Raw genomic sequence first — 12843 nt, 5'->3', positions numbered from 1 at the left:
GGCGCGGGGGGCCCTGCGGCGGCGGCCGCGGGGGGGGAACGTGAGGGGGGTGTCGTTTAATTTAACCCTTACGCCAGTGAGCCGCGGGGGAAACTTAACGCCAACGGGTCCTTTTTGCGGGGGCCCCGCCCTGCGGCCCGGCCCCCACTCATGTGCGCTCGTGCGCCTACGCCGGAGTTACTTACGCAGAGCCGCGAGGTTGTCGTAGCCGATGCGGGCGTGGGTCAGGGACTGGGCGGGGTCGGTGGCGCTGGGCGCGTTGTCCTGCTCGACCATGGGGTTGTGGTAGTTGCGGGCGCCGACCCGCTTGAAGAACGTCCGGTAGTCGATGACACCTTCGCCAAAGGGCACCATGTCGTAGCCCATGCCGTTGGTGTCGTTGCGGGTGCCGTCCTTCGCGTGGAAGAGCGGGTAGCGGGCGTTGTGCGCGACGACGAGCGCGGCAGGGTCGAAGACCTTCTCGCGCGTGGAGCCGTCGTGCGCGGTGTAGGTGTGGAACTTGTACTGGGCCACGTGCGCCCAGAAGATGTCCATCTCCAGCCACACCGTCTTCGGGTCGCTGACCCGCAGGAAGTACTCGAGCTTGCGGATGCCGGAGCTGCGGGTGGGCCTCCCCTGGTCGTCGAGCGGCCCGCCGTCGATGAGGAACCCGTACGCCGCGTCGTGGTTGTGCGTGTAGAGCTTGAGCCCCGCGCGGTCCGCGAGCCGCCCCAGCGCGTTCCACTTGTCGGCGGCGACGTCCCAGTCCGCCTTGTACGAGCTGCCGGTGGGGTCGCCGCCGGTGCCCATGTGGTCCATGCCGAGGATGTTCGCGAGCTCCAGGTGCTTCTTGAACTGGTCCTTGTCGGCCTGGGTGAGCGGCCAGGACGAGGGGATGAAGCCGTGGTTGCCCTGGGCGCGCAGCCCGTACTCGTCGAGCCACGAACGCAGCAGTTTCGCGCCCGCGACGGACTCCAGGTTCGCCCCTCCGGGCGCGTTGGCGTGCTGGCCGTAGCCGGCGAACTCGACCTGCTTGTAACCGAATCGGGCCAGCTCCTTGAACACCTCGCGGAAACCGGAGGGCAGGGTGCTGCTCAGCGGGTCGCGGCCGATGGCGTCGCGCACGGTGTAGAGGATGATGCCGCGCTTGTCGGCGGGGATCAGCCTGGTGCCCGCGCCGCCGCCGGAGGAGCCGGCCGCCGGCTGGGCGAGTGCGGGTGCCGCGCCGAACACGGGCGCGGCGATGGCGGCGCCGCCGACCGCGGTGCAGGTGCTGAGGAAGCGGCGGCGGTTGATGCCGAGGCGGGATCTGAGGGCCTCGTCGGTACTTGAGCCCTCGTCGGGCCCTGCGGTGATGCGGATTTCGGTCACGGGTGCCTTCTTTCGGTCCGGGTGTTTCGGCTGGTCCGGGCTTACGGCCGGGCGTTGTCAGTGGCGTGTGCTTCACTCTCTGTAACTGCTTCTCGGGGGTGGGCCAGGCCCGCCAGGTCGAGGAGCAGGGCTTTCACTTCGGTGGCCGCGACGCGGCCGGAGAGGACGTGGGGGGTGGAGCACAGGATGAGCGGACCTTCTTCCTCGCTCGCCGGGAGCCGGCCGTGGCTGCCGCGAATAGGTGAGGCGTCCAGCGGGACGACTGCCATGCGGTAGCGCATGCCGAGCTTCTTGCGGGCGAGGGCGGTGGCCGCCTTGACCTTCACGTAGGGGTCGAGGGGGTCCATGAAGAGTTCGACCGGGTCGTAGCCGGGTTTGCGGTGGATCTCGACGAGCTGCGCGAAGTCGGGCGCGCGGGCGTCGTCGAGCCAGTAGTAGTACGTGAACCAGGCGTCGGCCTCGGCGATGGCGACGAGCTCGCCGGAGCGCGGATGGTCGAGCTGGTGCGCCTTCTTGCCCTCGTCGTCGAGGAGTTGCTCGATGCCGGGCAGCTCGGCGAGTGCGGCTCGGGTGGCGTCGAGGTCCTCGGGGCGGCGTACGTAGATGTGCGCGATCTGGTGGTCGGCGACGGCGAAGGCGCGGGAGGCCATCGGGTCGAGGTACTCCATGCCGTCCTGCGTGTGCACCTCGAGCAGGCCCGCGCGGCGCAGGGCCCGGTTGATGTGGACGGGGCGGTCGGCGCGGGTGATGCCGTACTCGGACAGGGCGACGACGGTGCGGCCCTCGGCGCGGGCGTCGTCCAGGAGCGGGGCGAGGGCGGCGTCGAGGTCGGCGGCCGCCCGGTGGGAGCGCGGGTCGTCGGGGCCGTAGCGCTGCAGGTCGTAATCGAGATGCGGGAGGTAGCTCAGGATCAGGTCGGGGTGGCTGGTGGCCAGGACATGGCGGGTGGCGTCGATGATCCACCGGCTGGAGACGAGGTCGGCGCCGGGGCCCCAGAAGTGGAACAGGGGGAACGTGCCGAGTTTCTCGGTGAGTTCGTCGTGCAGGGCCGGGGGCCGGGTGTAGCAGTCGGGTTCCTTGCGGCCGTCGGCGTAGTAGACGGGACGGGGAGTGATGGTGATGTCGGTGTCCGCGCCCATGGCGTACCACCAGCAGATATTGGCGACCGTGTAGCCGGGGTGGGCGCGGCGGGCGGCGTCCCAGAGTTTGTCGCCCGCGACGAGTCCGTTGTGCTGGCGCCACAGCAGTACGTCGCCGAGTTCGCGGAAGTACCAGCCATTGCCGACGATGCCGTGCTCGGCGGGCATCGTGCCGGTCAGGAAGGTGGACTGGGCGGCGCAGGTGACGGCGGGCAGCACGGTGCCGAGCGGGGCGCGGGACCCGGACCGGCCGAGGCGCTTGAGGTGCGGCATGTGGTCGAGCAGGCGGGGGGTGAGGCCGACGATGTCGAGGACGAGGAGGGGGGTGGGGCCGGTGGTGGGCGTGCCGGTCATGGCAGCTCCTTGAGGCCGAGGTCGGTCAGCAGGTCGCGTGCCAGGGCCAGTTCAGCGGCGATCCCGTCGGCGAGCTGCTGGCGCCCGCGCGGTCGCAGGGCCGGCGGCAGTGCCTGCCACGTGTAGGTCTCGACCTCCAGGTGGCGGGTGAGCGGACGCGCGCCGCCGACGAGACGGGTCAGCGTGTCCTTGAGGACATCGAGCGTGGAGGTGAGGGGCGCGGCGGGGGCCGCGTGCAGCGGGACGTGGAAGTGGGCACGCCAGGGCACACCCTGCGGCAGCCCCTGGCCGTCGGCCGCCAGCGCTTCGCCGAGGTCGTCGACGCCGTGCAGGGCGCCGTCGGCGCGGGCGCGGGTCTGGTGCAGGAAGCGGGGTTCGTCGAACGCGGCGAGCGCGGCCCGGACTTCGGGCAGATGGGGGTGTTCGGCATGGAGGGCGGCGGAGAGCTGTGCCTTCACGACGGGGATGCGGGCGGCGGCGAGGGCGTCGAGCGCGGCGTCGGGCGGTTCGAAGGAGGTGGCGAGGTGGCAGGTGTCCAGGCACAGGCCGATGCGGTCGGTGCGGGCGACGTCGGTGAGCGGGCCGATGGCGTCGCCGGTGGTCTCGACGATGCACCCGGGTTCGGGTTCCAGGCCGATGCGGATGGAGCGGCCGGTGAGTTCCTCGATGGTGTCGAGGCGGTCGGCGAGGGTGCGCAGGGCGGCGCGGGCCTGTTCGGCGCGCTGCGGGTCGTGGGCGGTGCGCCAGGCCAGCGGCAGGGTGGAGACGGTGCCCTCGACGGCGTCGGCCGGCAGCAGGGTGCCGAGCAGCCGGGCCAGGTCGACGGTGTGGGTGAGGCGCTCCTCGTCTGCCCAGTCCGGTTTGTAGACGCGGTACTTGACCTCCGCGGCGCCGAAGCCCTCGTAGGGGAAGCCGTTGAGGGTGACGACCTCCAGGCCGCGCCGGTCGAGTTCGGTGCGCAGCCCGCGCAGCGCGACGGGGTCGGTGATCAGGGCGCGGGCGGCGTCCTTCGCGAGCCACAGGCCGATGCCGAGGCGGTCCCTGCCGAGGCGTTTGCGTACGGGTTCGCAGTGGTCGCGCAGTTGGGCGAGGACGCCGTCGAGGGTTTCGGCGGGGTGCACGTTGGTGCAGTACGCGAGGTGGACGGTGGAGCCGTCGGGGTGCCGGAAGCGCATGGGTCACTCACCGCCGCGCAGGATCGAGTTGCCTTCGTGGGTGGCGGGTTCCGTCGCCGGGACGTCGAGTCGCAGGCGGTCGCTGAGTCCGTAGAAGGCGACCGGGTTGCGCCACAGCACACGGTCGACGTCGTCGTCGGAGAAGCCGGCGGCGAGCATGGCGTCGGCGACCTTGCGGGTCTTGAGCGGGTCGCTGTTGCCCCAGTCGGCCGCGGAGTTGACGAGGACCTTCTCCGGCCCGTGGACGCGCAGGATCTCCACCATCCGCTCCTCGTCCATCTTGGTGTCCGGGTAGACGGAGAAGCCGAGCCAGGCGCCGGAGTCCTTGGCCTCCTTGACGGTGGTCTCGTTGAGGTGGTCGATCAGGACGCGCTCGACGGGCAGCGCGGACTCGCGGACGACGTCGAGGGTGCGGCGCAGACCGGCGAGCTTGTCGCGGTGCGGGGTGTGCACGAGGGCGGGCAGGCCGTGGTCGGCGGCGAGTTGCAGCTGGGCGGCGAGCGCGGTGTCCTCGGCCGGAGTCATGGAGTCGTAGCCGATCTCGCCGACGGCGACGACGTTGTCCTTCACGAGGTAGCGGGGCAGCGCGTCGAGGACGGGGGTGCAGCGCGGGTCGTTCGCCTCCTTGGGGTTGAGGGCGATCGTGCAGTGGTGCGCGATCCCGTACTGGGCGGCGCGGAAGGGTTCCCAGCCCAGGAGGGAGTCGAAGTAGTCGTAGAAGGAGGCGGGCGAGGTTCGGGGCTGGCCGAGCCAGAAGGCGGGCTCCACCAGGGCCCGCACCCCGGCGGCGTGCATCGCCTTGTAGTCGTCGGTGGTGCGCGAGGTCATGTGGATGTGGGGGTCGAAGAGGCGCATCAGGACTCCTTGCCGTGGGGATCGGCCCGGCCGTTCGTCGGGGGCTCGGGCGCGGTGAGGGCCAGGACGCGGTGCAGGTCGTCGGGGACGGGGCGCCCCGCGGCGGTGCGTTCGTCGGCGAAGTCGCCGAGCATGCGGGCGAGTTCGCCGTCGCCGCGGGCGCGGTCGGCCAGGTGCGCCACGGCGTCCACCGGCACCCCGGTGAACAGGCACTTGAGGACGGCGTGCCGCCAGGCGTGGGCGGGCAGGTGGGCGGCGGCGTACGGCCCGACGGCGGCTGCCACCAGGCGGGTGTCGTTGGCGCGCAGGGCATCCTCGATCAGGGGGAGGGCGTCCGGGCCTTCCACCAGGTGGGGCAGGGCGAGCAGTACGGCGCGGCGTTCGGCGGCGGTGCCTTGGCTGTACAGCGCGGTGAGGGTGGGGGTGTCGGCGCGGGCGGCGTGCAGCAGGAGGAGCCGGGCGGTGTCGGCGTGCTCGTCTCCGGTGCGGCGGCCGACTTCGGCGAACCTCAACTGCCATGCAGCCAGGCCGTGTTCGGGTATGTCGGGGGCGGCGGGGCGCGCGGCGGCGTCGGCGTCGGCGAGCGCTGCGTGCAGCCAGGCGCGGGCGGTGACGTCCAGCGCGGCGTCCAGCCGCTCGCGGATGGTGTCGGGGGCGGGGAGGGTTCCGGCGCCTGCGCCAGTGCCAGTGCCGTGCGTCATGGTGTGCCTCCTCGCGGCGCTTTCGGGGCCACGGCTCGGAGGAAGTCGATTGAGCGGGCAGCCAGTTGGGGGCCCGCGTGGGAGTGGCGGGGCAGTTCGACGACGGTCAGGCCCCGGTAGCCGGTGGCGGCGAGGGCGTCGAGCACGGGCGGGAAGTCGATCTCCCCTTCCCCGAACGGCAGATGTTCGTGGACGCCTCGGCGCATGTCCTCGATCTGCATGTGCCGCAGCCAGGGCGCCGCCGCGCGGACGCAGTCGGCGGGAGGCAGCGGTTCCAGGCACTGGCAGTGCCCGATGTCGAGGGTCAGGCCGAGCCCTTCGGGGCTGCCCAGGTCGCGGCGCAGCCGGTGGAAGTCGGCGAGCGTGGCGAGGAGATGACCGGGCTCGGGCTCGATGGCAAGCGGGACACCGGCGGCATCGGCGGCCTCCAGTACGGGGGTGAGCGCCGCGGCGAGTCGCTTCCACGCGGCGTCCGGGTCGGTGCCGTCGGGGGTGACGCCGCTGAAGCAGTGCACCGCGTGGGCGCCCAGGTCGGCGGCGACCTGGACGGCACGGATGAGCAGGCGGATACGTGCGTCCCGGGCGTCGGGGTCCCGGTCGAGGAGGGAGGGGCCGTGTTTGCGGCGTGGGTCGAGAACGTAGCGGGCGCCGGTCTCCACGGTGACCGTGAGCCGGTGCCGGTCGAGGGCCCGGGCCACCTCGCGGGTGCGCGCGGTCAGGTCCGGGGCGAGGGGGTCGAGGTGCATGTGGTCGAGGGTGAGCCCGACACCGTCGTAGCCGAGGTCGGCGAGCAGCCCGAGGGCGTCGTCGAGGCGAAGGTCGGTGAGGCCGTTGGTGCCGTATCCCCAGCGGGGTGGAGCCGGTTCGATTCCGCTCGCGGTCATGTGACGCTCACCTTCTTCGCGAAGTGGCGGGCGAGCGGGGCGAGGGCGAGGGTGGCGCCGGCGGTCACCGGGGCGCCGGAGCGGGCGGACAGCGCGGACTGGAGGGGGACGAGTGCGCGGATGCCGGCGCCGACGGCGCGTTGGGTGAGCGGGGGTGAGGGGTTGAGGGCGGCGTGGAAGAGGGGGCGGAGGGCGGTGGTGGCATACGCGGTGGCCGGAAGGGTGGTGAAGGTCGGGGCGCGGCCGCGTGTGGTGACGAGCGCCGCCGCGATGGCCGCTCCCGTGGCCAGGGCCGTCAAGGGGCCGGTGACGGAGCCTCCCTGGGTTTCGTTGCGGGAGACGGTGGTGACCGCGGTCGTGTGGGCGGCCAGGGTGGCGGCCGCGGTGAGTGCCTGGGGCAGGGTTCCGGGCACCGCCGTCGGGCGCGTCGCCGCCGCACCCATCAGCAGGTCCAGGCCGCGGGCCGCGCCCATTGCCGCCGGGCCCGCCGCGGTGCCCTTCAGGCGCAGGTCGTACGCCCACACCGTGGCCGCGAGTGCCGTGGCCACCGCGCCGGTCGTCCGGCCCGCCCGGCAGGCCAGGGTGAGGCCGGTCCCGGTCAACGCGCCCGCCGCCACCAGGGCGTGGGCCGGGCGGATGCGGCCGGAGGGGAGTGGGCGGTGGGGGCGGTCGCGGGCGTCCTCGTCCCGGTCGGCCCAGTCGTTGAGCGCCATGCCCGCCGCGTACAGGCTGACGGAGGCGCCGACGGCGAGGAGCGTGCCGCGGGTGGGGCGGGAGCACGTCACCGCCGCCCCGGCCAGCGCGTCACCGGGCACGGTGAACAGGGCGGGGAGCCGCAGGAGTTCGACCCAGGCACGGACTCGGACACGTGCACGCGAGGGCCGGGCCCCGTCTTGGCCCCGCCTCCCCGTTCCCGTACCCGATCCCGTTCCCGGCGCGACGTCCTGCTCCCCCGCCACCGACCGTCCCACCACCACCGGCCCGGCGCCGGCAGCCGCCCCGCTCACGCCGCACCGCCGCGCAGGCGGTCCGCGAAGGCGAGGAGGGAGTCGTACTGGTGGTCCAGGTCGGAGGAGGCTCCGGGGTCGGGGTCCTTGAAGTAGAAGCCCAACTCCGGGCGGGGGCCGGTCAGTCCGGACTCATCGGCGCGCAGCAGCAGGCGTGCGAGGTCGAGGACGAGGGGTGCGGCGAGGGCCGAGTCGCAGCCTTGCCACGTGGTCTGCAGGGTCATCCGCGCGCCGAGGAAGCCGTCGAAGGCGATGTGGTCCCAGGCCGTCTTCCAGTCGCCGAGCGCCGGGACGTCGTCGATGTGGACCTCGCCCTGCGGGACGGCGCCGAGGGTGTCGGCGAGGACACGTTCCTTGCCGGCGTTCTTCGCGGCGGCCGCGGCCGGGTCGGCGAGGGCCGCGCCGTCACCGCCGCCGAGGAGGTTGGTGCCGGACCAGGCGCGCACGTCGAGGGCGCGCCTGCGGAACATCGGGCCGAGCACGGACCGCAGCAGGGTCTGCCCGGTCTTGCCGTCGCGGCCCGCGAAGGGGACGACCGCGGTGTGGGTCGCGTGCTGAAGAGAGGGGTGGTGGAGTCCCGTGGAGGGGGTGAAGTTGATGTACGGACAGCCGGCGCGCAGGGCCGCCGCCGCGTACAGGGAGCTGGCCGGGAGCTCGTCGCCGGTCGGTGGCGCCTCGGTGGAGGCGACGTTCACGACGACGGCCCCTGCCAGGGCGTGGCGTCGTACGAAGGACTGGATGTCGGCGGTGAAGGCGGCGATCAGCTCGTCCTGGGTGCGGCCGTCGCCGGGAAGCGGTCCGCCGGGCCTGATCTCCCGGTCGGCGGCGGCCAGTTCGCCGTGCACCGCGCCGGGCAGGCCGTGCGGCAGCACTCCCCCGGCGGCGAGCTGTTCGGCGCGTTTGGGCAGCGGGCAGTCGAGGGTGTCGTGGCCGCCGAAGACGAGCGAGGTGAGGGGCGCCAGGCCCGCCGCGGTGAACGGCTCGGTCTCCGTGACCATCCCGGAGGGCGGATGCAGCCCGGCGCCGATGGCGGCGCAGCCCGCGACCGCCGTGGTGGCGACGGAGCCGCGCGCCCCGATCAGCCACACACCGAATCGTCGGTTCGAGGAGGACGGAGAGGACGGAGCGGGGAAGGATCCGGCGGACATGGGAAACCTCCTGGTCGAACGTGACGTCACACGCAATGCCGAAGCCGTGTCCGGCGCCGATCGCGGCCTCGCGCGCCGAGCCGACGGGCCCGGGCCCCGCGTCGGGCACGGCCCCGACGCACACCCCGCCGCTCCCGGCAGGGCAAGGCGGCGGGCGGGGGTCCGGCGTCCCTCGCCCGCCGCCGTCCTAGTCGCCCGTGCCGGGCAGTGCGCCCGCGTCGGACGTGGGGTTGAGCTCCTTCAGGCGGATCTTGCGGAAGGACACGTGGTCGGAGTCGCCGTGGTTCTGCAGACCGATGTAGCCGTCGGTCAGGCTCCGCTCGGGGTCCTTGTTGGTGAAGTCGTTGACCTCGACTCCGTTGAGGAACACCTGGAGGCGCTCGCCGCGCACCTTGATCTCGTACGAGTTCCACTGCCCCGGCGGCTTCAGGGCCTTGTCGCGGGCCGCGAGGTCGGCGGACTGGAAGGAGTAGATCGCGCCGGTGGTGCGGTCGGGTGCGTCGGTGGCGTCGATCTGGATCTCGTAGCCCTTGTTCACGGCGGACCAGGGGTCGTCGGAGGCCGGGAAGCCCACGAAGACACCGGAGTTGTCGTCGCCGGTCATCTTCCAGTCGAGCTTCAGCGAGTACGACTTCAGCTGCTTGGCCTGGTACCAGAGCAGGCCCATGCCGCCTTGGGAGTCGAGGGTCCCGTCGGAGGGATTCACGGTGAAGCCGCCGGGCCCCGCCTGTTTCCAGCCGTCGAGCGTCTCGCCGTTGAAGATGTTCCGGTAGCCGGTGTTCGGGCGGCAGTTGGCCGCGACCTTCCCGGTGGCGTACTGCAGGCCGCCGCGCAGATGGTCGCGGAACGCGGGGTCGGCGTAGGACTCCTTGGTGTGTCCGCCGCCGGTGTAGAAGGCGCGGCCGCCGCCGTAGTTCTGGCACCAGGCGATCGGATGGTCGCCCTTCATGGTGCCGCCGGAGTACGTCGTCTCGTCGAGCGAGGCGAGGACGTGCACCTTGTCGCGCGGGTTGGAGCGGTAGTTGTACCACTCGTCGGTGCGCTGCCAGGCGTCCGGCAGGCCGCGGGTCGCCGGATGGTGGTGGTCCTCGACGCGGACCGTGGCCGGCTGGATCGCCGGATGTCCCTGGAACCAGGCGCCGACGAGGCCGCCGTAGTAGCTCCAGTCGTACTCGGTGTCTGCGGCGGCGTGCACGCCGAGGTAGCCGCCGCCCTTGGCGACGTAGCCCTCGAACGCCTTCTGCTGGGTGGCGTCGAGCACGTCGCCGGTGGTGGAGAGGAAGACGACGGCCTTGTACCGGGCGAGGTTGGCCGGGGTGAAGGCGGTCGCGTCCTCGGTGGTGTCGACGGTGAGGCGGTCGGCGGCGCCGAGTTCCTTCAGGGCGGCGATGCCCTCGGGGATGGAGTCGTGCCGGAAGCCGGCGGTCTTGGAGAACACCAGGACCCGGTCCCGGGCCCCGGCCACCTCGGCGCCCTGGGGCGCCGAGGTGGCCGGGGCCGTGAGCCCGCCGATGAGCAGGGCGGCAGCGGCCGTCGCGAGGCCGATGCGTACGGAGGTGCGCATGCTGTCCTGCTCCTCTCAGCTCGTGGTGAAGGTGAAGTCGTCGATCTCGAACAGGGAGCTGCCCGAGCCCTTGAAGACGAGGTAGAGCGTGGTGCTCTTGGTCGGCGGATAGCTGATGGCCGTGGTGACGTCGGTGTACGTCTCCGCGGAGCCGGTCGGTGCGACCTTGGCCTTGCCGATGACCTTGCCGGTCGCCGAGCCGGTGCGGATCTCGAGGGTGCCGCCGGGCCCGGCGGAGGCGACGCGCGCCTTCAGGGACTTGGCGTTCCCGATCGCGTACGGCTTGAAGGAGATCCAGTCGCCGTTGTCGATGGTGCCGACGGCCTTGCCGCCATTGGCCGTGTCGTGGCTGACGACGGTCACGCCCTTGGAGTCGCCGTAGTGCTCGGCCTGGCGGTGCTTCTGCTGGGTGACGTGCTGGTCGTGCGTGGTCAGGGCCGGCTGACCGTTGGCGCCCTTGTCGGTGTACTCGGCGTCGAAGACACCGAAGACGTTGGCGTTCGGGTCGTGCTCGCTGTCGGCGCTGGTCTGGATGGTGCCGGAGCAGCCGGTGGCCGAGGTGATCGGGTGGCCGTGGCTGTCATGGCCGAGGATGTGGGTGACCTTGACCTTGGAGCAGTCGATGGCCCCGTCCTCCGGGTCGGTGACCTTCACCTTGAAGGGGACCTTGTCGCCGAAGGTGAACAGCGCTCCGTCGGCGGGCAGTTCCAGGGTCACCTTGGGCGCGGTGTTGCCGACGACGAGGTGCACGTCGGCGCTGCCGGTGCGGCCGGTGGAGTCCTTGGCGGTCACGGTCGCGGTGTAGGTGCCGTTCTTCTTGTACGTGTGGCTGGGAGCGGCGCCGGTGCCGGTGGTGCCGTCGCCGAAGTTCCAGGAGTACGTGAGCGTGCCACCGTCGGCGTCGGACGCCGTGGAGCTGAACCGCACCTTCAGGGGTGCCTGCCCGGACGTCTTGTCGGCCTTGGCGTCGATGGTCGGCGAGTGGCCGTCGGTGGCGTTCTCGATGCGGTACAGGGCGGAGTGCTCGTCGCCGCCGAACCAGGAGAGGCCGTAGTCGAGGACGTACAGCGCCCCGTCGGGGCCGAACGCCATGTCCATCACCTGGGTGCCGGTCCACGGGAACGGGTTGATCGAGGTGACCTTGCCGTCGCCGTCCTGCTCGATCCGCTTGATCCACTGCCGGCCGAACTCGCCGGCGAAGAAGTCGCCGTCGTACGCCTCGGGGAACTTCACCGGGGAGGTGTTCGCGGAGTCGTACCGGTAGATCGGGCCGCCCATCGGGGACTCGGAGCCGGAGCCGAGCTCGGGGACGGAGCCGCCGTCGTAGGGGATCCATGCGGCCTGCGCGGGCGGCAGGTCGGTGATGCCCGTGTTGTGCGGCGAGGTGTTCTTCGGCGCGGCGCAGTCGAACTTCTCGCCGGAGGTGCCCGTGGCGAAGTCGTAGTCGACGTAGGCGTCGTTGTTGCCGGTGCAGAACGGCCAGCCGAAGTTGCCGGGCTTCGTCACGCGGGCGAACTCGACCTGGCCCGCGGGTCCGCGGTTCGGGTCTGCGGTGCCCGCGTCGGGCCCGTAGTCACCGACGTAGATGATGCCGGTGGGCTTGTCGATGTTCATCCGGAACGGGTTGCGGAAGCCCATCGCGTAGATCTCGGGCCGCGTCTTGTCGGTGCCCGGCGCGAACAGGTTGCCGTCGGGGACGGTGTACGAGCCGTCCGCGGCGACCTTGACGCGCAGGATCTTGCCGCGCAGGTCGTTGGAGTTGCCGGACGAACGCCGGGCGTCGTAGGCCGGGTTGCGGTTGCTGCGCTCGTCGATGGGCGTGTAGCCGTCGGAGGCGAACGGGTTGGAGTCGTCGCCGGTCGACAGGTACAGGTTGCCGTCCTTGTCGAAGTCGATGTCGCCGCCGACGTGGCAGCAGATGCCGCGGGTCGCCGGGACGTCGAGGACCTTCTTCTCGGACTCCTTGTTCAGCGTGCCGTCCGTGTTGAGGGTGAAGCGCGAGAGGCGGTTCACGCCGTCGAAGGGGGCGAAGTCGGCGGCGGTGCCCTCGTTGGGGGCGTCGCCGGCCGGGGTGTTCAGCGGGGGCGCGTAGTACAGGTAGATCGCGCGGTTCTCGCTGAAGTTCGGGTCGACGCCGACGCCCTGGAGGCCCTCCTCGTCGTGGCTGTAGACGTCGAGTTTGCCGGCGACCTTGGTGGTGCCGTTCTCGTCGGTCAGGCGCAGCACGCCGTCGCGCGAGGTGTGCAGGACCTTGCGGTCCGGCAGGACGGCCAGCGACATCGGTTCGCCGACCTCCTCCGCGCCCTTGGCGAGGGTGACCTGCTGGAAGTCCTCGGCCGCGATCTTCTCGTCGGCGGGCGCGGGTGCCGCGGCCGCCGAGAAGGTGAGCGAGGCCGCGGCGAGCAGGGTGCCGGTGAGCAGGGCAAGGGCGTTGCGGGCTTTGCGGGTTCTCAGGCGTTTCCTGTGCACGGGTTCCTCCGGACAGAGGGGCGGGTCGTGCGATACGCCGGGGCGCGCCGTCGCCCCGGAGGGATCTGTGCCGTGAGTGCCATGTGTGTGCCGTGCGTACGTTCGAGGGAGGACGCTAGCCGCGTTTGTCCCGCCCGAACAGACCTTGTACGTCTAAGAGTTGAGCTTTTTCCTACTTCAGGACAAAGCCGGTTTCG

Annotated in this window: 10 protein-coding genes; all 10 read right to left on the bottom strand. The window is 71.9% G+C overall.

What is annotated here, in order from left to right; translation table 11 throughout:
- Positions 1–177: 177 nt before the first annotated feature.
- Positions 178–1335, bottom strand: a complete 1158-nt coding sequence (locus ACYSUO_RS30770) for a sugar phosphate isomerase/epimerase family protein (RefSeq protein WP_461779487.1) — start codon at positions 1333–1335, stop codon at positions 178–180.
- A gap of 56 nt (positions 1336–1391) precedes the next feature.
- Positions 1392–2843, bottom strand: coding sequence for an alkaline phosphatase family protein (locus ACYSUO_RS30765; protein WP_461779481.1), 1452 nt, complete (start codon positions 2841–2843; stop codon positions 1392–1394).
- Positions 2840–4018, bottom strand: coding sequence for a metabolite traffic protein EboE (eboE, locus tag ACYSUO_RS30760; RefSeq protein WP_461779480.1), 1179 nt, complete (start codon positions 4016–4018; stop codon positions 2840–2842). Before eboE ends, ACYSUO_RS30765 begins: the two co-directional genes overlap by 4 nt.
- Before the next feature lie 3 nt (positions 4019–4021).
- Complete coding sequence (locus tag ACYSUO_RS30755) at positions 4022–4873, bottom strand: TatD family hydrolase (RefSeq protein ID WP_461779479.1); 852 nt, start codon at positions 4871–4873, stop codon at positions 4022–4024.
- Positions 4873–5574: an EboA domain-containing protein gene (locus ACYSUO_RS30750; RefSeq protein ID WP_461779478.1), complete on the bottom strand. Its 702-nt coding sequence runs from the start codon at positions 5572–5574 to the stop codon at positions 4873–4875. Before ACYSUO_RS30750 ends, ACYSUO_RS30755 begins: the two co-directional genes overlap by 1 nt.
- Entirely contained in the window at positions 5571–6458 is an 888-nt protein-coding gene (locus ACYSUO_RS30745; protein ID WP_461779477.1) for a sugar phosphate isomerase/epimerase family protein, read from the bottom strand. Before ACYSUO_RS30745 ends, ACYSUO_RS30750 begins: the two co-directional genes overlap by 4 nt.
- Positions 6455–7435, bottom strand: coding sequence for an SCO3242 family prenyltransferase (locus ACYSUO_RS30740; protein WP_461779486.1), 981 nt, complete (start codon positions 7433–7435; stop codon positions 6455–6457). Before ACYSUO_RS30740 ends, ACYSUO_RS30745 begins: the two co-directional genes overlap by 4 nt.
- A 26-nt stretch (positions 7436–7461) precedes the next feature.
- Entirely contained in the window at positions 7462–8613 is a 1152-nt protein-coding gene (locus ACYSUO_RS30735; protein ID WP_461779476.1) for an inositol-3-phosphate synthase, read from the bottom strand.
- A gap of 187 nt (positions 8614–8800) precedes the next feature.
- Positions 8801–10177 (bottom strand): ThuA domain-containing protein, encoded by a 1377-nt coding sequence (locus ACYSUO_RS30730; RefSeq protein ID WP_461779475.1) that lies wholly within the window; start codon positions 10175–10177, stop codon positions 8801–8803.
- A 15-nt stretch (positions 10178–10192) separates the two neighbouring features.
- Positions 10193–12646 (bottom strand): PQQ-dependent sugar dehydrogenase, encoded by a 2454-nt coding sequence (locus tag ACYSUO_RS30725; RefSeq protein ID WP_461779474.1) that lies wholly within the window; start codon positions 12644–12646, stop codon positions 10193–10195.
- Positions 12647–12843: the final 197 nt, after the last annotated feature.

Source organism: Streptomyces sp. UC4497, from assembly GCF_054871485.1.
The sequence above is the reverse complement of the archived record's forward strand: the minus strand, read 5'-3'. Positions and strand labels throughout refer to the sequence as shown.

Bases quoted from the DNA above. Each gene is read 5' to 3' on its own strand.
- ACYSUO_RS30765 (WP_461779481.1), bottom strand. From the start codon at position 2,843: ATGACCGGCACGCCCACCACCGGCCCCACCCCCCTCCTCGTCCTCGAC.
- eboE (WP_461779480.1), bottom strand. From the start codon at position 4,018: ATGCGCTTCCGGCACCCCGACGGCTCCACCGTCCACCTCGCGTACTGC.
- ACYSUO_RS30755 (WP_461779479.1), bottom strand. From the start codon at position 4,873: ATGCGCCTCTTCGACCCCCACATCCACATGACCTCGCGCACCACCGAC.
- ACYSUO_RS30750 (WP_461779478.1), bottom strand. From the start codon at position 5,574: ATGACGCACGGCACTGGCACTGGCGCAGGCGCCGGAACCCTCCCCGCC.
- ACYSUO_RS30745 (WP_461779477.1), bottom strand. From the start codon at position 6,458: ATGACCGCGAGCGGAATCGAACCGGCTCCACCCCGCTGGGGATACGGC.
- ACYSUO_RS30735 (WP_461779476.1), bottom strand. From the start codon at position 8,613: ATGTCCGCCGGATCCTTCCCCGCTCCGTCCTCTCCGTCCTCCTCGAAC.
- ACYSUO_RS30730 (WP_461779475.1), bottom strand. From the start codon at position 10,177: ATGCGCACCTCCGTACGCATCGGCCTCGCGACGGCCGCTGCCGCCCTG.